21 protein-coding genes and 1 other annotated feature are annotated in these 22,639 nt (G+C 37.0%); of the genes, 17 read left to right on the plus strand and 4 right to left on the minus strand.

The features are described from left to right. Nucleotide 1: 1 nt before the first annotated feature. Complete coding sequence (locus tag KTB61_RS00620) at nt 2-655, plus strand: HAD family hydrolase (RefSeq protein WP_075759183.1); 654 nt, start codon at nt 2-4, stop codon at nt 653-655. Between the two features lie 55 nt (nt 656-710). On the opposite strand, the gene KTB61_RS00625 is transcribed toward KTB61_RS00620, so the two are convergent. Next, entirely contained in the window at nt 711-1,721 is a 1,011-nt protein-coding gene (locus KTB61_RS00625) for a LacI family DNA-binding transcriptional regulator (RefSeq protein ID WP_216696589.1), read from the minus strand. Between the two features lie 251 nt (nt 1,722-1,972). Here KTB61_RS00625 and KTB61_RS00630 point away from each other — a divergent pair, with 251 nt between their 5' ends. The 7 genes from KTB61_RS00630 to asnB all read left to right on the plus strand — a co-directional run bounded on the left by KTB61_RS00630 (nt 1,973) and on the right by asnB (nt 10,236). Then, nucleotides 1,973-3,256, plus strand: a complete 1,284-nt coding sequence (locus KTB61_RS00630) for a galactokinase (RefSeq protein ID WP_216696590.1) — start codon at nt 1,973-1,975, stop codon at nt 3,254-3,256. Then, nucleotides 3,257-4,273: an aldose epimerase family protein gene (locus KTB61_RS00635; RefSeq protein ID WP_075759179.1), complete on the plus strand. Its 1,017-nt coding sequence runs from the start codon at nt 3,257-3,259 to the stop codon at nt 4,271-4,273. A 2-nt stretch (nt 4,274-4,275) separates the two neighbouring features. Further along, entirely contained in the window at nt 4,276-5,772 is a 1,497-nt protein-coding gene (galT, locus tag KTB61_RS00640) for a UDP-glucose--hexose-1-phosphate uridylyltransferase (RefSeq protein WP_075759178.1), read from the plus strand. 14 nt (nt 5,773-5,786) lie between these two features. Continuing rightward, nucleotides 5,787-6,779: a UDP-glucose 4-epimerase GalE gene (galE, locus tag KTB61_RS00645; protein ID WP_075759177.1), complete on the plus strand. Its 993-nt coding sequence runs from the start codon at nt 5,787-5,789 to the stop codon at nt 6,777-6,779. 126 nt (nt 6,780-6,905) lie between these two features. After that, entirely contained in the window at nt 6,906-7,775 is an 870-nt protein-coding gene (gene dpsA / locus KTB61_RS00650) for a dipicolinate synthase subunit DpsA (protein ID WP_075759176.1), read from the plus strand. Continuing rightward, nucleotides 7,772-8,365 (plus strand): dipicolinate synthase subunit B, encoded by a 594-nt coding sequence (locus KTB61_RS00655; protein WP_216696591.1) that lies wholly within the window; start codon nt 7,772-7,774, stop codon nt 8,363-8,365. Before dpsA ends, KTB61_RS00655 begins: the two co-directional genes overlap by 4 nt. Before the next feature lie 17 nt (nt 8,366-8,382). Further along, nucleotides 8,383-10,236: an asparagine synthase (glutamine-hydrolyzing) gene (asnB, locus tag KTB61_RS00660; protein WP_216696592.1), complete on the plus strand. Its 1,854-nt coding sequence runs from the start codon at nt 8,383-8,385 to the stop codon at nt 10,234-10,236. 12 nt (nt 10,237-10,248) lie between these two features. Here the strand turns inward: asnB and KTB61_RS00665 are convergent, their stop codons facing one another. From KTB61_RS00665 to KTB61_RS00675, 3 genes are all read right to left on the minus strand, one after another. Further along, nucleotides 10,249-10,650, minus strand: coding sequence for a hypothetical protein (locus tag KTB61_RS00665; RefSeq protein ID WP_075759173.1), 402 nt, complete (start codon nt 10,648-10,650; stop codon nt 10,249-10,251). Between the two features lie 148 nt (nt 10,651-10,798). Then, nucleotides 10,799-11,443 carry a hypothetical protein gene (locus tag KTB61_RS00670; protein ID WP_216696593.1) on the minus strand — a complete coding sequence of 215 codons (645 nt, stop codon included), beginning with the start codon at nt 11,441-11,443 and terminating at the stop codon, nt 10,799-10,801. A 109-nt stretch (nt 11,444-11,552) separates the two neighbouring features. Continuing rightward, a complete protein-coding gene (locus tag KTB61_RS00675) occupies nt 11,553-12,086 on the minus strand; it encodes a hypothetical protein (RefSeq protein ID WP_216696594.1) in 534 nt (177 codons plus the stop codon). 450 nt (nt 12,087-12,536) lie between these two features. Here KTB61_RS00675 and KTB61_RS00680 point away from each other — a divergent pair, with 450 nt between their 5' ends. The 9 genes from KTB61_RS00680 (at nt 12,537) to hisC (ending at nt 22,599) form a co-directional block, all read left to right on the plus strand. Beyond that, nucleotides 12,537-13,403, plus strand: coding sequence for a nitroreductase family protein (locus KTB61_RS00680; protein ID WP_075759169.1), 867 nt, complete (start codon nt 12,537-12,539; stop codon nt 13,401-13,403). 66 nt (nt 13,404-13,469) lie between these two features. After that, nucleotides 13,470-13,748: a binding site (T-box leader), on the plus strand. A 103-nt stretch (nt 13,749-13,851) separates the two neighbouring features. Continuing rightward, nucleotides 13,852-15,309, plus strand: a complete 1,458-nt coding sequence (gene trpE, locus KTB61_RS00685) for an anthranilate synthase component I (RefSeq protein ID WP_075759168.1) — start codon at nt 13,852-13,854, stop codon at nt 15,307-15,309. Next, the gene (locus KTB61_RS00690) at nt 15,306-16,919 is read left to right on the plus strand and encodes a bifunctional anthranilate synthase component II/anthranilate phosphoribosyltransferase (RefSeq protein WP_216696595.1); all 1,614 of its coding nucleotides are present in this window, start codon (nt 15,306-15,308) and stop codon (nt 16,917-16,919) included. The genes trpE and KTB61_RS00690 overlap by 4 nt, the downstream gene beginning before the upstream one ends. 9 nt (nt 16,920-16,928) lie before the next feature. Continuing rightward, a complete protein-coding gene (trpC, locus tag KTB61_RS00695) occupies nt 16,929-17,708 on the plus strand; it encodes an indole-3-glycerol phosphate synthase TrpC (RefSeq protein ID WP_216696596.1) in 780 nt (259 codons plus the stop codon). Continuing rightward, the gene (locus KTB61_RS00700; RefSeq protein WP_075759165.1) at nt 17,705-18,325 is read left to right on the plus strand and encodes a phosphoribosylanthranilate isomerase; all 621 of its coding nucleotides are present in this window, start codon (nt 17,705-17,707) and stop codon (nt 18,323-18,325) included. The genes trpC and KTB61_RS00700 overlap by 4 nt, the downstream gene beginning before the upstream one ends. After that, nucleotides 18,318-19,508 carry a tryptophan synthase subunit beta gene (trpB, locus tag KTB61_RS00705; protein ID WP_075759164.1) on the plus strand — a complete coding sequence of 397 codons (1,191 nt, stop codon included), beginning with the start codon at nt 18,318-18,320 and terminating at the stop codon, nt 19,506-19,508. Before KTB61_RS00700 ends, trpB begins: the two co-directional genes overlap by 8 nt. Further along, nucleotides 19,498-20,292, plus strand: a complete 795-nt coding sequence (gene trpA, locus KTB61_RS00710) for a tryptophan synthase subunit alpha (RefSeq protein WP_075759163.1) — start codon at nt 19,498-19,500, stop codon at nt 20,290-20,292. Before trpB ends, trpA begins: the two co-directional genes overlap by 11 nt. Nucleotides 20,293-20,348: 56 nt before the next feature. Then, a complete protein-coding gene (locus tag KTB61_RS00715) occupies nt 20,349-21,536 on the plus strand; it encodes a pyridoxal phosphate-dependent aminotransferase (RefSeq protein ID WP_075759162.1) in 1,188 nt (395 codons plus the stop codon). A gap of 13 nt (nt 21,537-21,549) precedes the next feature. Continuing rightward, nucleotides 21,550-22,599 (plus strand): histidinol-phosphate transaminase, encoded by a 1,050-nt coding sequence (gene hisC, locus KTB61_RS00720; RefSeq protein ID WP_216696597.1) that lies wholly within the window; start codon nt 21,550-21,552, stop codon nt 22,597-22,599. Nucleotides 22,600-22,639 lie beyond the last annotated feature (40 nt).

Genomic DNA, 22,639 nt, shown 5'->3' on the forward strand with positions numbered 1-22,639 from the left:
CATGAAAGGTTGTAAAGGGGTCATCTTTGATTTTAATGGAACACTTTTTTTTGATAATGATAAACATATCAAAGCATGGAATGCTGTTTCTATGAAATTGAGGAACAAAGAGATTACAGAGGAAGAACTTCATGAAAAATTTAATGGAACTCCAAATGATCAGATTATTCGTTATATGACTGATGGAAAAGCGTCAGAAGATGAAATAAAAAAATATTCTTTATTAAAAGAAGAATATTACAGAAAATTTTGTCAGGAAGATCAGGATTCTTTTCATCTTGTGGCAGGGGTAAAAGATTATTTTGCAAAATTAAAGCAAAAAAGAGTACCATTTACCATTGCAAGTGCATCAATAAAAGAAAACATAGATTTTTTCAGAAAGTCTTTTGGCCTTGATTACTGGATTGTACCTTCTTCCATTGTTTATGATGATGGGACTTATGAAAATAAGGTCGAAATGTTTCAGGATGCTGCAAAAATAATAGGTATCCCTATGGAAGATATACTGGTTTATGAAGACTCTTTTTCCGGAATCCGCAATGCCTATGAGGCTGGATGCAGAAATATTATCGTGATATGTGAAAAAGAAAAGGAAGAAGAGTATAGAAATCTTCCAGGTGTGATAAAGACCATGCAGACATTCCAGGATTTATAATTCTGTGATGAAAAACGGATGGTGCAAAACACTTGTACCATCCGTGATTTCCTGATTATGTTGTTTTTCGAGGAATGGAGCAGCTTTTTCGGATCGAGAGGCTGCAAGGAAGTGTTAAACGCACGGGAGTTTGATATTCTACCGCTGTGTCTTTTGTCAATAGAGTTACATAATGTGCAGCATATTCACCCATAAATTCTGCAGGAGCATGAACTGTTGTCAAAGAAGGATTTGAAAAGCTGGCAACATTAATATCATCAAATCCCATGACAGAAATATCATCTGGAACTTTATATCCATTTTCATATAAGGCTCTCATTGCACCAATGGCAATGGGATCACTGGCAGCAAAAACAGCAGTTGGAATATGATTATTTTTGATGAGTTTCATCATCATCTGATAGCCGGATTCTGCTGAAAATTCCTGCTCTAAAAGATAAGGTTTATAGATGATATCGTGATCCTTACAGTAATTTACAAAAGTATCTTTTCGTTCTTCATAATAGATATTACCGTCTTCTAAATATTCTTTGCCCCCCAGGTATGCAATATGATGATGTCCCAGATTTGTCAAATAATCCATGGCATCAATGACGGCCTGACGAAAATCAAGAACAATAGTATTACAGTGGATTCTGGAGGTTTTCATATCAACAAAAATAATATTCTTTGTAATGGATTCAAAAGAGTGGATCTGTTGTTCATTAAATTTTCCGATACAAATTAAGGCGTTCACTCCTTTTAATGCATCGATATAATTTGAGTCACTTTGAAAAGTGCGGACAACATCTATCTGACGGGAGGCACAGTAATTTTCAATCCCGATTCGGATGGCCTGATAATAAGGATCTTCCAGTTCTTGAAATAAAGAATACCATTGAAAGATACCAAGTGTAATTTGCTGATTTGATGTTCTTTTTTTTGTATAATTCAGTTCCTGTGCGACTTTTAGCACTTTTTCCCTGGTCTGTTCCGTAACACTTAAGGTATCATCCTGATTTAAGATTCTGGATACAGTTGCCGCTGAAACGTTTGCCTTTTTTGCAATATCTTTGATCGTTGCCATATTTATGATCCTTCCTGAAATTTATTTCCTTTTTATTATATCAAAAATTATATAAAAGCAAAAGTAAATATAATTTAGTAAAACTAACTAAAATTTAAGTGAATATTTTGGTAAATAATTTAGTAAAATTAAATTGAATTATTTTACTAAAAATGTTACTATAATTTTGTCGACAGGGAAAACTGAAAGAAATATACACTTCTGGAAGATTACTAAATTAGGAGGGAAAGAAGAAAGGAGAAAACAGATTAATGCCTAGTAACACAAAGAAATTAATGAAAGAATTTGAAGAGGGGAAATATCAGAAGCTTTTAAAAGACATTTATGTGGCCGAGAATGTACTGGAATATCAGAAAGAACGTTATATAAAAGCGTTGGAAAATTTTGAGACATTATACGGAGAAAAAGAAATAGAGATTTACAGTGCACCTGGACGAAGTGAAGTTGGAGGAAATCATACAGACCATCAGTATGGAAAAGTTCTTGCAACATCTATTAATCTGGATGCCATTGCAATCGTAGCCAAAACAGAAGATGAAACAGTTACCATTAAATCTGAAGGTTATGAGAAATTTGAAGTACATTTAAGTTCTTTAGAGCCAAAAGAAGGAGAAGAAGGAACTTCCGAAAGCCTGACCAGAGGTGTTGCTTCCAAATTGAAAGAAGAAGGATATGAAATTGGCGGATTTGAGGCTTATATTACAAGTGATGTTTTAAATGGAGCCGGAATGTCATCTTCTGCTGCTTTTGAAGTACTCCTTGGAAATATTTTTTCCGGTCTCTACAACGACATGAAAATTGATGAAGTACTGATCGCACAGGTCGGACAGTATGCAGAAAATGTCTTTTTTGGAAAACCTTGTGGATTGATGGATCAGATGGCATCTGCTGTTGGAGGTCTGATCAATATTGATTTTGAGGATCCAAAAAATCCAATCGTAAAACAGGTAGATGTGGATTTCGAAGCATATGGACACAGCTTATGCATTGTTGATACAAAAGGTTCTCATGCGGATCTGACAGATGATTATGCTGCCATTCCGGAGGAAATGAAAAAAGTAGCAAATTTCTTTGATGAAGATGTACTTAGAAAAGTTGATAAAAATGAATTTTACTTAAATTTACCTAAAATAAGAGAAATTCTTGGGGATCGTGCGGTTTTACGTGCAATGCATTTATTTGAAGAAAATAAACGTGTAGATGAACAGGTGAAGGCATTGGAAGATGGAGATTTTGAAACATTTAAAAAGCTCATTAAGGCATCCGGTGATTCTTCATTTAAATATCTGCAGAATGTATATTCAAATCATGAGTTGCAAAATCAGAGCATGTCTATCGGGCTGGCAATTAGTGATGTAGCTTTAGGAGATAAAGGAGTCAGCCGTGTCCATGGAGGAGGATTTGCAGGAACCATTCAGGCATTTGTACCAAATGATATTGTAGGAATGTATAAAGAAACTATAGAAAATGTATTTGGAGAAGGGGCATGCCATATTTTAAAAGTACGTAAATATGGCGGAATTAAGGTTTTATAAATGACGGAAGTTAAAATTACGGAAAAAAGAGATAATGGAATTACTTTTTTTGAAATAAAAAATGAAGATTTGCGGGTAAAAGTTACAAATCTTGGATGTCATATTCTTTCAATCTTCACAAAAGACCGGGAAGGAACGGAGGACGATGTAGTATTAAGTTTTGAAGATATTGAAGATTGCCATCATGACGGCAGTTATATGGGTGCAGTGGTAGGACGTGTTGCCAATCGTATTGCCGGAGCAAAATTTCAGTTAAATGGAACCACGTATTCATTGGCTGCAAATGATGGATCCAATCATCTTCATGGGGGAAAAGAAGGGTTTAATCAAAAATTATTCCAATATGAAATACTGGATGACGGTGTAAGATTTATTTATCTATCACCGGATATGGAAGAAGGATATCCGGGAAGCTTGCGTTTAGAAGTAAGTTATCGGTTAGAAGGCAATACAATAAAGATAGAGTATGAAGCTGTTTCCGATCAGGATACATTGGTCAATATAACCAATCATTCCTATTTTAATTTGACTGGTGGAAAGGATAAAATATATCACCATCAATTGAAGATGGCGGCAGATCAGATTGCTTGTGTTGATGAAAATTGTCTTACAAATGGAAAATTTCTCAATGTTGAGGATACACCGTTTGATTTTAGAGAATTTCATGAAATAGGCGAGAGAATCAACGACGGACATGATCAGTTAAAATTGGCAGGTGGCTATGATCATTCGTTTTTGGTAAATAAATCCTCTGATCAGGCAGTGCTTTATGATCCGGTTTCCGGAAGGAAACTCATCGTATCCACAAGTCTTCCTGCAATTCAGATGTACACAGGAAATTTTCTTGCCGGTGGATGCAATGGAAAGAATGGAAAACCTTATGAAAATAGAGATGGAGTTGCTTTGGAAACTCAGTTTTTGCCTGATTCCATTCATATTGAAAAGGATCCCAAAGTTATTTTAAGAAGGGGACAGGAATATCATTCTGTTACCTCCTACAGATTTGAGGTGGAATAGTCATGAAATTACAAAAAGAAATAGCAAAACTGGTGGAATATGGACTACAGAAAGAACTGATTCAACCGGAAGATAAAACATATACCATAAATCAGTATTTAGAAATTTTCAAATTGGATGAATATGAAGAACCGGATATATCCGGAGAAGAGATCATATTAGAAGATATTTTAAATGCGCTTGTGGATGAGGCATATGATAGATATATTATCAAAAGTAATGATATTGTTACCAGAGATTTGTTTGATACAAAATTAATGGGTGTCATGGTTGCCAGACCAAGTGAGGTTATTGGTAAGTTTAAAAAACTTTACAAACAAGGTCCGGAAATTGCAACTGAATTTTATTATAATTTTAGTCAGGATACCGATTATATCCGCAGATATCGTGTGAAAAAGGATATGAAATGGAAAGTAGATAGTCCTTATGGAGTCATTGATATTACCATTAATCTTTCCAAACCGGAAAAGGATCCTAAGGCGATCGCGGCTGCTAAAAATGCAAAGCAGAGTTCTTACCCAAAATGTCAGTTATGTATGGAAAATGAAGGATATGCAGGACGAATGAATCATCCGGCAAGACAGAATCATCGTATCATTCCAGTCACGATCAATCAAAGCAAATGGGGATTTCAATATTCTCCATATGTTTATTATAATGAACATTGTATCGTATTTAACGGAGAACATACACCAATGAAGATCGATCGAAATACATTTATCAAGCTTTTTGATTTTGTCAAACAGTTTCCACATTATTTTCTCGGATCTAATGCCGATCTTCCTATTGTTGGTGGGTCAATTTTAACACATGATCATTTTCAGGGAGGACATTATGAATTCGCCATGGAACGAGCTCAAATTGAAAAAAACTTTGTAATTCCAGAATATGAAGATGTAGAAGCAGGAATTGTCCACTGGCCTTTATCTGTGATTCGGATCCGGCATAAAGATGAAAAACGTTTGATCGATCTGGCAGATCATATTTTAAAAAGCTGGCGTGGATATACGGATGAAGAAGCTTATATTTTTGCTGAAACAGATGGAGATCCACATAATACGATCACTCCGATCGCAAGAAAAAAAGGTGATGTATATGAACTGGATCTGACTCTTCGAAATAATATTACCACAAAAGAGTGTCCATTGGGACTTTATCATCCGCATAATGAGTATCATCATATTAAGAAGGAAAACATTGGACTAATTGAAGTAATGGGGCTTGCGGTACTTCCTTCCCGCCTAAAAGGAGAAATGGAATTACTGGCAGAATGTCTTGTACAAAGAAAACCTTTTGAAGAGTACGAGGAATTAAAGAAGCACATTGACTGGGTTCATGAGTTTTTGCCAAAATATGATGAGATAAATGAAGATAATGTAATGGATATCCTGAAAGAGGAAATCGGACAGGTATTTGTTAAAGTTTTGGAAGACGCAGGAGTATATAAATGTAATAAAGAAGGCAGAAAAGCTTTCGAAAGATTTATTGCAGTATTATAGGAAAGGTGAGAAACATGAAAATTTTAGTATTAGGTGGAGCAGGTTATATTGGATCTCACACAGTATATGAGCTGGTGGATGCCGGTGATGAAGTAGTCATTATTGACAATCTGGAAACGGGTCATATTGAAGCTGTTCATCCAGAAGCGAAGTTTTATAAGGGAGATTTAAGAGACAGAGCTTTTGTTGATAGTGTTTTGGATCAGGAGACAGATATTGATGCAGTGATCCATTTTGCTGCCAATTCTCTGGTCGGTGAGAGTATGGTCAATCCATTAAAATATTACGATAATAATTTATGCGGAACAAAGACTATGCTGGAATCTCTTGTGGCCCATGGAATTGATAAGATTGTATTTTCATCAACTGCCGCAACTTATGGAGAACCGGAGAAAGTTCCGATTCTTGAAAGTGATAGAACAGAGCCGACCAATACATATGGAGAAACCAAGCTTTCTATGGAAAAAATGTTTAAATGGGTAGGAAAAGCCCATGGGCTTCGTTATGTTTCTCTCAGATATTTTAATGCATGTGGTGCACATGTCAGTGGAAAAATCGGAGAAGCACATAATCCGGAATCTCATTTAATCCCATTGATCCTTCAGGTACCAAATGGAAAAAGAGAAGCGATCAGCATTTTTGGAACAGATTATCCTACCAAGGATGGTACATGTGTCAGAGATTATATTCATGTAACTGATCTGGCACAGGCACATATCCTTGCTGTAAAATATCTGATGGAGGGAAATGAAAGCAATATCTTCAATCTTGGAAATGGGGTTGGATTTACTGTAAAAGAAGTGATTGAAACGGCTAGAAAAGTAACAGGAAAACCAATCAAAGCAGTGGAAGAAGAACGTCGTGCCGGAGATCCTGCAATATTGATCGCATCCAGTGAAAAGGCTAAAAAAATCCTTGGATGGAAGCCGGAACATGCAGATCTGGAAGAAATTATTGCAACTGCATGGAAGTGGCATAGCACTCATCCAAACGGATATGGGAAATAGGTTATAAAAGTATACAGAAGCCATCAGGAGACTTTGAAATTCAAGGTCTCCTTTTGTGTTCTGAGAAGGAACCTTTTGACGTATTCATACATATATTATCAGAAGGATATTCAGGAGTGGTAGCAGGTGCAGTATGATTTCGCAGTAATTGGCGGAGATCGCCGTCAGGTATATTTGGCAAATTATTTAAAAAATCGTCGATATAGGGTTATTGTATATGGAACAGAAGAGAAGGATCTGGACAGGGATTGTAAACTGGCCAGGTCTTTTTTTGAAGCCATTACGGAAGCACAGTGTGTGATCGGACCGGTTTTATTTTCCAAAGACGGGGAACGTATCATTTCGAAAAAGAAGCATCTTAATTTAGGATTAAAGGAACTGGTTGCAAATTTACAGGAAGGCCAGAGTTTATTTGGAGGTTGTATTTCTGCGGAAGTTTTAGAAGCATGCCGACAAAAAAATGTGCAGGTTTATGATTTTATGAAAATGGATGATGTGGCAATTTATAATGCTATTGCCACTGCAGAAGGAGCTATCGTAAAGGCTATGGAGCTAAAACCGGTGAATCTTCATCAAAGTCGTTGCCTGGTTCTTGGTTATGGAAGATGCGGAAAAGTTCTGGCAGGAAAATTGAAAGGTTTAGATGCCAGAGTTACTATTTGTGCCAGAGGGGAAACAGCCAGGAGTCAGGGAGAGGCTGCCGGATTTGACTGTATGGACTTTTCAGAATTATCCAGGCACATTTTGCGGTTTGATTATATTTTTAATACAATTCCGGCTGTGGTGTTAAAAGGCAGTGTGTTGAAAAGATTATCCAAAGATGCCTGTATTGTGGATATAGCTTCGTTTCCAGGTGGTGTTGATCAGAAAGCAGCAAAAGAACTGGGAATCCGTTCCTATCTTTGTCCTAGCCTTCCTGGTATTTATGCACCAAAATCTTCAGGAATCCGTTTGGCTGAAAAAGTGCTGGAGCTGAAAGGGAGGAATGAAAAATGAAACTTGAAAATTTGAGGATCGGTGTTGCTATCACAGGTTCATTTTGTACTTATGCAAAAGCATTTCAGGAAATCAGACATCTGGTAGAAGAAGGAGCCATTGTTCAGACGATTTTTTCTGATACGGCCCAGACGGTTGACAGCCGTTTTGGAAAAGCAGCAGATTTTCTTCAAAAAGCACAGGAACTGACAGGACATGAACCTATGAAGACCATTGAAGCGGCAGAAGTCATAGGACCTACAGGATGTCTGGATATTCTGGTAATTTTACCTTGTACGGGAAATACCATGGCAAAGTTGACCAATGGGATTACCGATACACCAGTGCTGATGGCGGCAAAAGCTCATTTAAGAAATGGGAAACCGGTGGTGATTTCACTTTCCACAAATGATGCATTAGGTATGAATCTGAAAAATATCGGGTATCTTTTAAATAGTAAAAATATCTTTTTTGTTCCATTTGGTCAGGATGATCCCGTAAAGAAGCCTAACTCCATGACGGCATATACGGAATTGCTGATTCCAACGATTTTAAAAGCCATGGAGGGAAAACAGTATCAGCCTGTGATTGGAAATAAACAAGTTAAATGAAATTGAGGTGACAGAATATGTGTGGCATTGCAGGATTTTCAAATCTGGAAGAAAATTATCTTTATTCCAGAGAAAAATGGGAAAGAGTTTTAAATCAAATGAATCAGGTCCAGAAACACCGGGGGCCTGATGATGAAGGTTATTATCTGGATAAAACATGTGGATTGGGGCATGTGAGGCTTTCCATCATTGACTTGAAAAATGGGCATCAGCCGATGATAAGGAAAAAAGATTACAGGGAATGTGCGATTATTTTCAATGGGGAAATTTATAATATGCTATCCCTGCGAAAAGAATTGGAGAAAAAAGGTGCCAGGTTTGAGACCAATAGCGATACAGAAGTGATTCTGGTTGGATATATGAGGTATGGAACATCGTTTGTAAAAAGATTAAATGGAATTTTCTCCATTGCCATTTGGGATGGAATGCTGGAAAAATTATTCCTGTTTCGTGACCGGTTGGGAGTAAAACCGTTGTTTTATACAGAGTTGGGGAATACCTTGATTTTTGCATCGGAGATCAAAGGATTGTTTGCATATCCGGGAGTAAAGCCGGTGATTGACCGGGAGGGGCTGGGAGAAATCTTTGGACTTGGACCGGCAAAGACCTATGGAAAAGGAGTTTTCAAAAATGTAAAGGAAGTTTTGCCGGGACATTTTCTGGAATATGAAAAAGAGGGACTAAAAGACCATACTTTCTGGCAGCTGGAAGGGAAGCCTCATGAAGATTCCCTTCAGAATACCATTGAAAAAACTTCCTGGCTGATTCATGATGCGGTAAAAATGCAGATGCTGTCAGATATTCCAATCAGCACATTTCTTTCCGGTGGTGTGGACAGCAGTCTGGTAACGTCTATCTGTGCAAAAGAACTTCATAAACAGGGAAAGCAGCTGAATACGTTTTCTTTTGATTTTCATAACAATCATCAGTACTTCCAGGCAAATGCATTTCAGCCGTCAGAAGACCGGCCATGGGTGGACCGGATGGTGGAATATGCAGAAACCAGGCATATTTATCTGGAATGCAGGAATATGGAATTGATTTCCTATCTTTATAAAGCAGTAGATGCAAGGGATTTGCCATGTATGGCGGATGTAGAATCATCTATGCTATATTTTTGTTCTAAAGTTGTGGATTATAATAAGGTGACTTTAACCGGGGAATGTGCCGATGAAATATTTGGCGGTTATCCATGGTTTCATAAAAAGGAATGTTTTGAAGCAGATAATTTTCCGTGGTCTATGGATATGGAGCCTAGAAAAATGCTGCTTCGTGATGATATTCTGGAAAAGGTTGATTTGGAGGCTTATTCCAAAGAGGCTTATCAGAGAACAATAAAAGAAACACCGAAGCTTTATGGAGAAGATAAAATAGAAGCCAGAAGAAGGGAAATATCATATTTAAATCTTCATTGGTTTATGACAACGCTCCTTGACCGAATGGATCGTACCAGTATGTATTCAGGACTGGAAGCTAGAGTTCCGTTTGCAGATCATCGAATTGTGGAATATTTATATAATGTTCCGTGGGAAATGAAATGTAAAGACGGAATCGTAAAAGGACTGCTTCGTGCCGCCGGTGAGAAGGATCTTCCAGAAGAAGTTTTATATCGAAGAAAGAGCCCTTATCCGAAAACATATGATCCGACATATGAGAAACTGCTGTCTGTAGAGCTTCAAAAAGTTATGCAGAAAAAAACTTCACCGATCATCCAGCTGATAGATCCGGTGAAGCTTGAAAATTTCCTGAATAGTCCAAAAGATTATGGAAAACCATGGTATGGACAGCTGATGGCTGGTCCTCAGATGATTGCATTTCTTCTGCAGGTCAATTACTGGCTGCAGGCATATGAAATCACACTGGAAATATAAATTTATTTCTGTTTATTCCAAAAAAGAGGAAGAAGTAGAAAGATTTTTACAGCTGTCAGGAGATAGAGTGATATAGGAATCATCTAAGTCCTTATAATGATAAGATTTTGAAAATGATTTTCCCTCATCTGTTTTTCCGGAAATTGTAAAATCAGTTTCTGGCTGATTCTTTGTAGTATTCACAACGAATGTATGACTGTCTCCGGATTTAATATCTTCTATGTTGTGAAGATCCTGATTGTCATAAGCCAGAACAACATCTGTTAATGTTAATTCTGTATGATTATTTACTGTAACAGAATATTTTGACGTAGATGAAGTTGTATCGGCAGCATAGGAGCTGATTGGTATTGATAATATAAGTAATAATACGGTTGCTGAAACAACTGTAATAATTGATGATTTCTTTTTCATGAATTTGTATCCTTTCCTTTTCAATATCTTCTATATATTATGTTAGCACATGAATGATAAAAGAAAAATTGGTAAAAGTATAGAAAATTTATTTGAATGCAAGAATTTTTTGCGTAATTTGTATAAAAAGTTTTTCTTTTTCGATATACTAAAGATATTTTTTTATAATCTCCTTTAAAATCGCTGTGGTTTCTTTAAGGGAAGATACATCGGGATTTTCCAGTAAACTTTCAAAATAATCATAAAAGGAATCATAGATACTGTTTTCTTTCAGATAAAAAAATGAGAATAAGTTTTCCTGGCTCATGGAAAACATGGTCACACGGTGATCACTGAATATTTCCAAATTGATTTCCGGAAGATTGCGAAAATAATTTTTCGGTAAAATGTGAAGATGATAGGATCCTTCTGTACAATAATTTGCAACTTTTTCTAAAATGATTTTTCTCTGTTCCTTAGAAAATGGTTTTAAAATATGACGGCAGCTTTGACAGAGTTCTCCTGTTTTTGCAAAGCGTATTAAACCTTCGTAAGATAGAAACGCTTCATATGGAGGATAGTTGGCATTTACATTGAATAAGGTTTCAACTATCCATATCAGTTTTTCATTATTGCGAAATGCCTCTGTCAGTTGAGGAAGAAATAATTCATCGGAATAAATCTTCAACAAACATGGAAAAAAGTCCAAGGAAAACAAAGGGCGGGAGGATGTTTTTGAAACAGAATAATAGTATTCTATCATGTTGGTTGGATCGGATGAATGATAGATAAATGGTCGTGATTGTTGTATCATTTTTTGGCATTTCCTGTGATGAACATCAATCAGCACAGGATCTGCAGATAGTATACCCTCCTTGCAATCTGCAGATATAAATAAGATATGATTGGATGTCAGTTTTTTTTTAGAGTGTCAGAAAATGATAAAAAGGAACAGATTGTTTTCCGCTATAAAAAATCTGCTGGACAGATTCAAAAAACAGAGATTTACTTACAGGAATATTACTGTAAATATATTTTTCTTCTATTAATAAAAGATGCTGAAAAACACGAGACAGCTCCAATGGATGATCAATCTTCATAGTTGTCTGTTCTATCAGGTTATTATCATAACTGGACGAAACATTTTTAAAAAATTGAAAATCAGAAATATAGTTGGCTCCAATCTCATCTAAAAATTCTTTAATAAAAATTCTGTTTTCATAACGCAGTGTGCCAAGCTTCTGCCGCTGATATAATTCATGAAGTTTTCTGGATTCCTCCGGTGTTAAAGAAAGAGCATTTGCGAATGCTTCAAAGACTTCCTCCTTTGGAAGTCTTTCTCCTTTTAATAATCTGCGAATACTTATCCTCTCTAAATCGTGGCTCTTGCAGAAATGGTATAAACTAGTCTCTTCGGCTAAAAATAATTCGTTGCAGTAATTTGCTAGCTGATTCATATTAATCATCACTTCCCTTTTTGTTGTATAAAAACTACATTAATATACTAATGTGATAAAAATATATTGTCAATAATATCTGGTAAATATTTTTGACCAATTACTGGCACATATTGTGGAAGAAGCCCATGATTTATTATAATAAAAGTGCTCGGGAAAAGGGGAGTATTTTTATAGAAACCAAATCAATGGTTTGATACATGGATGGTTTGAAGGGTATCCATAATGAGGAGCAGACGGGTACCTTTCAAACTTATTTTTTTATTTCATTAGAAAAGCAGTTAAAACTGCTGTACATCGGTACACGAAGCGGAAAGAAGAAAACGGTAATCATCAGGATTAAATAAATTTAGATAAAGAATTCCAGATTATTTTGGAAATATAATGCGAGTATGATATAATAAAACCAAACAATAAACTTGATGGATACAGAAAAAGGAGCTGATCAGTATGGATTACAGACAGACAATCGCAAATAAATATTCCGTTCGTGATTATAAGGACAAAAAAGTAGATGCGAAGACAGCAAAGGAAATCAGAGATTATGCAAGAGAATGTCCGAAACTGGTAGATGATATAGCAATTGACATCCGTTTTATGGATAATGACGATGTTTATCGCCAGTTGGATGGTTTTGCAGGATATAAAGGAATTTTTATTAATGCACCTCATTATGCTATTCTTCTTTCTGAGAAAAAAGATCATTATATTGAGAATGCAGGTTACGTGGGAGAAGGAATTTGCTTGAGAGCTCATGAGTTAGGTGTAAATTCCTGCTGGATTACTTTTGAGGACAGCAAAACAATTATTCATAAGCTGAATATCGTGACAGATAAAGAAGTCGTTGGAATTATTGCTTTGGGATATGGAAAGAAAGCAAGAAAACTGACAACCGGAGGAGTACAGACTGGAGGAAATTATACACAGGTTGATATGCAGAAGAAAGCACAGACTGGTGCTGAAAGAATGCCGCTTCAGCAGATGGTATATATTGACAAATGGGGTGAAGAAGCAGATGTTGATACATTGGTAGAACGTGCTTTATACGATCCAATGGATTATGCAAGAAGAGCTCCATCTACATTAAACCGCCAGCCATGGAGATTTATTATTGACGGAGCCAAGATTATTCTTGCAGTCCGCGAGGATGAAGAAACCAACGAATATGAAGAGCAGATTGATGCGGGAATTGCAATGCTGTATTTTGAAGGAGTTATTGAACAGGTTCTTTGCAATGTTCAGTGGAAACTGGGACCAGTAGAAAATACATATGGAATTCCGGAAGAATATAAAATTGTCGCAAGCTGCCAGGTATAAAAAAATAGTTGACAAATTGAAATAATGTGCATATAATAATAAAAAACAATTTAGCAGATTAAAGTGATAAATCCTTTGAGCAAAAGTAAGTAGCTTATAATACAGTCTTACAGAGAGTAGTTGGTTGGTGCAAAACTATGGATATGATATGAGTGAATGGATTTGTGAGGAGCACAGAGAACTGTTTTTAGTAACTAAGTAACTGTCGCCGTTATCCCACGTTACGGGAACGAGGTATAAAAGCTTTCAATAGCGGAGTACTTTAAGAAGGAGAAATTCTCTCTGTAGGCACATACAGGACGAGTTTCTTAAATATGGGTGGCACCACGGTCTATCGTCCCTAGGATTAGGGATGATAGGCCTTTTTTATTTCCAGGAGATTTCGTTGAATTCCCTGAAAATAAAAATGCTCCACCTGGCGATCGGTTTATGATCAGGAGGCAAGATTATGTTATATCCATCATTGGAAAAAGTTAATGAATTATTAGAAGAATATCAGACCGTACCTGTTTTCTATGAGGTACTGGCAGATCATTTAACACCGATTCGTATGTTTCGGGCATTAAAAAGAGAAGGAACTCCATGTTTTATTTTGGAAAGTGTGGAGAACAGCAATCAGTGGGGGCGTTATTCTTTTATTGGAGTCAATCCAAAATCTGAGATAAAGATTCAGGGTAATGAAATTGATATTGATGGAAACAAGGAAATTGTGGAAGATCATATTTCTTATCTAATCAGTCTGGTAAAGAAGTATCAGTCACCGATGATAGAAGATCAGCCTTATTTAACCGGCGGTTTGATCGGATATTTTGGTTATGACACCATTCGTTATGTAGAAAAGCGTCTGACCAATGTTCCGGAAGATGACCTTCATATGCCGGAATGTCATTTATGTATGTACGATGAGCTTATTGCTTATGATCATTTGACAAGTAAAGCAATCGTTATTCAAAACATTTATCAGGGTGATGATGTAAAACGGGTTTATAAGGATCTGGAAGATAAAGCAGAACTGATTTTAAAGAAAATGGAACGTCCGGTATCTTTACAAAAGGATCGTTTTGAAGCCGGAGATATTCAGGTGAAATCCAATCTGACAAAAGAAGAGTATGAGGCAAATGTAAGAAAGGCAAAAGAATACATTAAAGACGGGGATATTTTCCAGGTGGTACTTTCACAGAGAATGGAAGTAGAAAGTGATGTTGATCCATTGGATGTTTATCGTTGCCTGCGTACTTCTAATCCATCTCCGTATCTGTATTATTTTGATTTTGTAGATTATCAGGTGGTCGGATCTTCTCCAGAAAAACTGGTGGGAGTCGATCAGGGAATTGTAACAACAAAGCCGATTGCAGGGACAGTTCCAAGAGGAAAGACCAAGGAAGAAGATCAGAAACTGGTAGAGCAGCTGATGAATGATCCGAAAGAACGGGCAGAACATACCATGTTAGTGGATCTTGGAAGAAATGATATCGGAAGGGTCAGCAAATTTGGAACCGTAAAAGTAAACAATTTTATGACGGTAGAGCAGTACTCCAAAGTGACACATCTGGTCAGCGATGTGCAGGGAGAGTTAAGAAATGATAAAACAGCCCTGGATGCACTGATGAGTGTCCTGCCAGCTGGAACTTTATCCGGAGCACCGAAAGTTCGTGCCATGGAGATTATCGATGAGCTGGAAAACAAAAAACGAGGAGTTTATGGAGGAACGGTTGGTTATTTAGCATTTGACGGAAATATTGATACCTGTATTGCCATTCGGACAGCTGTATTTAAAGATGGAAAAGGCTATGTACAGGCGGGGGCAGGGATTGTAGCAGATTCTGTTCCGGCAAAAGAATATATGGAAACGAAAAACAAAGCGCTGGCAGTAATCAATGCAATTAAGGAGGCGGCAAAGTTATGATCTTATTAATCGATAATTACGATTCCTTTACTTATAATGTTTATCAGTACATTGGAGAATTGTATCCAAATATAGAAGTAGTAAGAAATGATCAGATTACCATAGAAGAAATGGAACAGATGGATCTGGAAGCATTGGTAATTTCACCAGGACCTGGATTTCCGGATTCTGCAGGAATATCAAAAAAGGCTATCAAATACTTTGCAGGGAAAATACCAATCCTTGGAATTTGTCTTGGACATCAGGCAATTGGAGAAGTATTTGGAGGAAAAATCGTACATGCAAAAGAGCTGATGCATGGTAAAAAAAGTGTTATTGATATAGACACAACAGATTCTTTGTTTCAGGGATTAAATCCTAAGATCAGTGCAGCCCGTTATCATTCTTTAATTGTGGATGGAGACAGTTTTCCAGAGTGTTTAAAGGTTCTAGGATCTGATGAGTCAGGACAGATCATGGCACTTCGACATAAAAAATACGATGTATATGGAATCCAGTTTCACCCGGAATCCATATTAACAGATACAGGAAAACAAATTTTAAAAAACTTTTTAGAAAACATTGCAGACATTAATTTAGACGGAAAAAAGGAGCAGACAATGAAGGATATTTTAGCAAAGGTTGCAGATGGAAAGCATTTAATAGAAAAAGAAGCATACAAAGCAATGAACATTATCTTTAAAGGGGAAGCAACAGAAGCACAGATTGCAGGATTTATTACAGCACTTCGTATCAATGGAGAAACACCGGAAGAAATATCCGGATGTGCCAGAGCTATGAGAGATAATGCAGTTATTGTGGAAGGCGAGACAGATGCCATTGATATTGTAGGAACAGGCGGGGATCTGGCAGCCAGCTTTAATATTTCAACAACAGCATCCTTTGTTATTGCTGCAGCAGGAGCCAAGGTGGCGAAACATGGAAACCGCAGTGTATTATCCAAAAGCGGGGCTGCAGATGTACTGGAAGCTCTGGGAGCCAAAATCGGATTATCTGCGGAGGAAAATAAAAGATGTGTAGATGAAGTAGGTGTGGCATTTTTATTTGCACAAACACATCATGGAGCAATGAAATATGCAGGTCCGGTTCGCGGACAGCTGGGAATTCGTACAGTATTTAATATTCTAGGACCTTTAGGAAATCCGGCAAAGACAGATTATATTGTTCTTGGTGTTTATGAAAAACCATTGGTTCATACCATTGCAAATGTATTAAATAATCTGGGAATTAAACATGCCATGGTAGTTTACGGAGATGACAAACTGGATGAATTATCTATTTCTTCTACGACCAGTGTGGCGGAAGTTGATCATGGAGAAATCAAAGAATATACGATTCATCCGGAAGATTATGGATTATCTCTTTATAATAAAGAAGATATTGTTGGTGGTACTGCCCAGGAAAATGCTGAGATTACCAAAAATATTCTTTCTGGAAAAGAACAAGGTGCCAAAAGGGATATTGTTTTATTAAATGCAGGTGCTGCATTATATACGGTTGGAAAGGCTGAGTCCTTAAAAGCAGGAATAGATCTTGCAAAAGAAATGATTGATTCTGGAAAAGCAATGGAAAAATTAAATGAGTTTGTAGAATTTACAGCAGCATGTTAGGAGTTTTAAATGATTTTAGATGATATTGTAGAAGAAAGAGAAAAACAGCTTCAAAGGGAAAAAGAGTATATACCGTTTGAAGAAATGAAAGAGATGGCCCAGAATTCCTCAAATAAAAATCATGGTTTTAAACAGGCTTTGGAAAAAGAAGGGTTATCAGTCATTGCAGAAGTAAAAAAAGCATCTCCTTCCAAAGGAATCATTGCCGAAGATTTCCGCCCGGTGGAAACAGCAGTGGCTTATGAAAATGCCGGAGCATCGGCAATTTCCTGCCTGACAGAAGAACATTATTTTAAAGGCGGCAGCAAGTATTTCGCAGATATTCGTTCAAAAGTTGAGATTCCAATGCTTCGGAAAGATTTTATCTTTGACGCTTATCAGGTTTATGAAGCAAAAGTTCTTGGTGCAGATGCAATTCTGCTGATTGCAGCAATTTTAGAAGAAGATAAATTAAAGGAATTGTATGAATTAGGGAAGAGCCTTGGTATGGATTGTCTGGTAGAAGTACATAACGAGGAGGAATTGAAAAAAGTTGTTTCCTGTGGATGTGATATTATCGGCATCAACAACCGGAATTTGAAAACTTTTGATGTAGATCTAAGTACAACTTCCAAGCTGGCGGATAAGATACCATATGAAGCAGTTTTGGTATCTGAAAGCGGAATGAAAGGGAAAGAGGACCTGTTAAATGTAAGAAATCAGGGAGCAGACGCGGTACTGATTGGAGAAACATTTATGCGTTCAGATAATATTGCAGAAACTATGCAGGAATTACGGAGCAGCTTATGAAAGTAAAAATGTGCGGTCTTCGCAGGATAGAAGATATTGAATATGCCAATGAAGTAAGACCAGATTATATCGGATTTATTTTTGCAGATACGTGGCGAAAGATCAGTATAGAAACTGCTGTAAAATTAAAAAAGGCATTAAATCCGGAAATCAAAGCCGTAGGGGTTTTTGTTAATGAATCTATGAACGTTATGGTTCAGATAGCAAAGGAAGTTCCTTTGGATATCATTCAGCTTCATGGAGATGAAACAGAAGAGGTTATTACCGGACTTCGGGAAAAGACAGGGCTTGAAATCTGGAAAGCGGCAAGAGTCCGTGCAGCAGAAGATATTGAAAAAGTACAGAAACTTTCTGCAGATAAAATTTTATTAGATAGTTTCTCAGAAGATGCTTATGGGGGAACAGGGAAATTAATGAATGTTTCATTGATTGAACAGGCATCCATCGAGAAACCATTTTTTGTGGCGGGGGGATTAACCATAGAAAACACTGGAAATATCATAAAAAGGATTGATCCTTATGGAATTGATATTTCCAGTGGAATTGAAACTGAAAAAAAGAAAGATTTAGATAAAATGAAAAAAATCATGGAAATCACAGGAGGAAAAAATGAGTAAAATAGGTAGATTTGGAGAGTACGGTGGACAGTATGTACCGGAAATCGTTATGAATGCAGTCAATGAACTGAATGAAGCATATGAAAAATATAAAAATGATCCGGAGTTTCTGGAAGAACTTCACAAATATTACAGAGAATATGCAAATCGACCATCATTATTGTATTTTGCAAAAAAAATGACAGAAGATCTGGGCGGAGCAAAAGTTTATTTAAAGAGAGAAGATTTGAATCATACAGGAGCTCATAAGATTAATAATGTTCTGGGACAGATTCTTCTTGCAAAACGAATGGGTAAGAAACGTATTATTGCAGAGACAGGAGCTGGACAGCACGGAGTAGCAACAGCAACAGTTGCGGCACTGTTTGATATGGAATGTGTGGTCTACATGGGTGCAGAAGATGTGGAAAGACAGAGTCTTAATGCGTATCGTATGGAACTTCTTGGAGCCAAAGTTGTTGCAGTACAGAGTGGAACCAGAACCTTAAAAGATGCTATTAATGAAGCGATGAGAGACTGGGCAACAAATATTGAAACAACATTTTATTGTATTGGTTCTGTTATGGGGCCTCACCCATATCCTACCATGGTAAGAGATTTCCAGAAAATTATCGGAGAAGAAACCAGACAGCAAATGCAGGAGCAGGAAGGAAAACTTCCGGATTGTGTGGTCGCTTGTGTTGGAGGGGGATCCAATGCCATGGGTGCATTTTATGATTTTATCAAAGATGAAAGTGTCCGCCTGGTAGGTGCAGAAGCAGCAGGAAGAGGTGTGGATACATTAGAACATGCAGCAACCATTGCAAAAGGAACCAAAGGAATTTTCCATGGAATGAAGAGTTTGTTCCTGCAGAATGAAGAAGGACAGATTGATCCGGTATATTCTATTTCAGCTGGACTTGATTATCCTGGAATCGGGCCGGAACATGCACATCTTCACGAAATCGGACGGGCGGATTATGTAAGTATTACCGATGAACAGGCAGTTTCAGCTTTTGAATATCTGTCTAAAACAGAAGGAATTATTCCTGCCATTGAATCATCCCATGCAGTGGCAGCAGCTATGGAAATTATTCCAACTATGAGAAAAGATCAAAGTATTGTCATTTGCCTGTCAGGGCGTGGAGATAAAGATGTATATCAGGTAGCAAGATACAGAGGAGTGGAGTTAGATGAAAATTAGAGATACATTTGCAAAAAGAATGGAAAAAGGGCAGAAAGCCCTGATTACTTATATTGTTTCTGGTGATTATGGATATGAGACTACCAAAGAAAATATCAGAGCTATGGTACGTGCCGGGGCAGATATTATTGAAATTGGAGTACCATTTTCAGATCCTATTGCGGAAGGTGTCGTGATTCAGGAAGCCAGCCAGCATTCTCTGGCAGGAGGAACAACTTTAGTTGGAATCTTCAATATGGTAAAAGAGCTTCGTGAAGAAATTAAAGAGACTTCTTTTGTGATGATGCTTTATTTAAATACCATTTACCGTTTTGGGACAGAGAGATTTTTTGATTTATGTAACGAATGTGGAGTGGATGGTGTCATTGTTCCGGATATGCCATTTGAGGAAAAGGATGAAATTCAGGGAAGTGCTACAGCTCATGGAGTTGATAATATCAGTCTGGTAACACCAACATCCCATGAACGAATCGCAACTATTGCAAAAGAAGCAGAAGGCTTCTTGTATTGTGTTTCTTCCATTGGTGTGACTGGAACAAGAAGTAAATTTACTACAGATTTTGATGAATTCTTTAGTGTGATTAAGAAGAGTGCCAAAATTCCATGTGCTGTTGGATTTGGAATTTCCGGACCAGAACAGGCAAAAATGATGAGTCAGTACTGTGATGGTGTCATTGTAGGAAGCGCAATTGTAAAAATCATCAGTAAATATGGGGAAGAAAGTCCTGAAAAGGTATATGAATTTACAAAAAGTTTACGGGATGCAATTGATGAGGGAATGTAATATTGTATTTTTCTGCTTTTTCCTATAAAATAGTATGAAAGAAAAGGAGAGAGAGCATGTTATCAAAAGAAGTACTAGAATTATCAAAACAACATTCTGTCATTCGTGACATTTTTGAATTTGGAATGCAGCGTGCCAGAGAAGTAGGTGCTGAAAACGTATTTGATTTCAGTATCGGAAATCCCAGTGTACCTGCACCCAAAGAAGTAGATGAAACCGCTTTAAAGTTTTTAAATACACTAGATCCTGTGGATGTACACGGATATACAAGCAATGCAGGAATTTTAGAAGTTAGAGAAGCTATTGCACAGTCTCTGAATCGGCGGTTTGCAACAAATTATACAGCTGCCAATATCTTTATGACAATCGGGGCAGCGGCAGCACTGGGAATCTGTTTTAAGAGTCTTGTGGATGGACCGGAAGACGAAATTATTACATTCGCTCCGTATTTTCCAGAATATCAGGTGTATGCACAAGGTGCGGGATGCAAGCTTACTGTGATTCCGGCAGATACAACAAGTTTTCAGATTAATTTTGATGAATTAGAGAAGGCTTTAAATACAAATACAAAAGCAGTTTTGATTAATTCGCCAAACAATCCTTCAGGAGTAGTTTACTCTGAAGATACGATTAAACGTCTGGCTGCTTTACTGGAAAAGAAGCAGGAAGAATATGGACACAGTATTTATATTATTACGGATGAACCGTATCGTGAAATTGTTTATGATGGTTTTGAGGTACCTTATGTGCCACATTATTATAATAATACATTGGTAGGATATTCATTCAGTAAATCTTTGTCTATTCCAGGAGAACGTGTAGGATATATTGTTGCACCGACAGAAGCAGAAGATTTTGAAAATCTGCTGCCTGTATTTATTGCTTCAGGAAGACTGCTGTCTTATGTAAGCGTTCCAACATTGTATCAGAAAGTTGTTGGGGAATGTGTGGATCTGACTGCTGATATTTCTATTTATCAGAGAAATAAAGATTTATTCTACAATGCACTTGTTGATATGGGATATGAATGTGTGGAACCGGGAGGAGCCTTCTATTTATTCCCGAAAGCATTGGAAGAAGATGCAAATGCTTTCTGCGAGAGAGCCAAGAAGTACGATCTTCTGATCGTTCCAGGGGACAGTTTTGGATGTCCGGGACATGTGAGAATATCCTATTGTGTACCTACAGAACGTATTGAAAAAGCATTGCCATTGTTCCAGAAATTGATGGATGAATATAAATAGACGGGAGAGAATTATGAGCAGCTGGAGAGATAATGTAAGAAATGTGGAACCGTATACACCAGGGGAACAGCCAAAAGAACTGGATGTTATTAAATTAAACACAAATGAAAATCCATATCCGCCATCACCAAAGGTTCTGGAAGCCATGGAAAATATTAAAAATCTTCGAAAATATCCGGATCCTGCAGCCGCAGAGCTGGTTGATGCCATTGCAGATTATCATGGGTTTACAAGAGATGAAGTATTTGTAGGGGTTGGATCAGATGATGTTTTGGCAATCGCATTTTTAACCTTTTTTAATGGAAAGAAACCGGTGCTGTTTCCGGATATTACATATTCATTTTATCCTGTCTGGGCAGATTTGTTCCAGATTCCATATGAGACAAAACCGTTAGATGGTGATTTTAATATTATACCGGAAGACTATTATGGCGAAAATGGTGGAATTGTTTTTCCAAATCCAAATGCACCTACAGGAGCCATGCTGTCTTTAGATGCAGTTGAAGACATCATAAAATATAATCAGGATGTTGTTGTAATCGTAGATGAAGCATATATTGATTTTGGAGGAACAACAGCAAAAGAGCTTACAAGAAAATATGAGAATCTTCTTGTGGTTCAGACCTATTCCAAATCACGTTCTCTTGCCGGATTGCGTATAGGTTATGCTATCGGAAATAAAGAACTGATTAAAGCAATGAATGATGTGAAATATTCATACAATTCATATACAATGAACGAACCTTCTATTATAATGGGAAAAGCTGTGCTGGAAGATGAAGCATATTTTCAGGAAACAAGAAAGAAAATTATTGAGACGAGAGAATGGTTTAAAGAAGAAATGAAAAAACTTGGCTTTTCATTTGCTGACTCCATGGCTAATTTTATATTTGCAACTCACAAAACAGTTCCTGCAGAGGAATTATTTGCTGAAGCAAAGAAGAACAAGATTTATGTTCGGTATTTTAAAAAGCCTCGAATTGATAATTACCTGAGAATCACTATTGGAACACGAGAGGAAATGGAAGCACTGCTTCAATTTTTTAAAGACTATATTAAATAGAAGATAGAAACAAAACTGAACTGGCCTCCCAAAATTAGAT

The sequence above is a fragment of the Anaerostipes faecalis genome (genome assembly GCF_018982945.1).
GTDB lineage: Bacteria > Bacillota > Clostridia > Lachnospirales > Lachnospiraceae > Anaerostipes > Anaerostipes faecalis.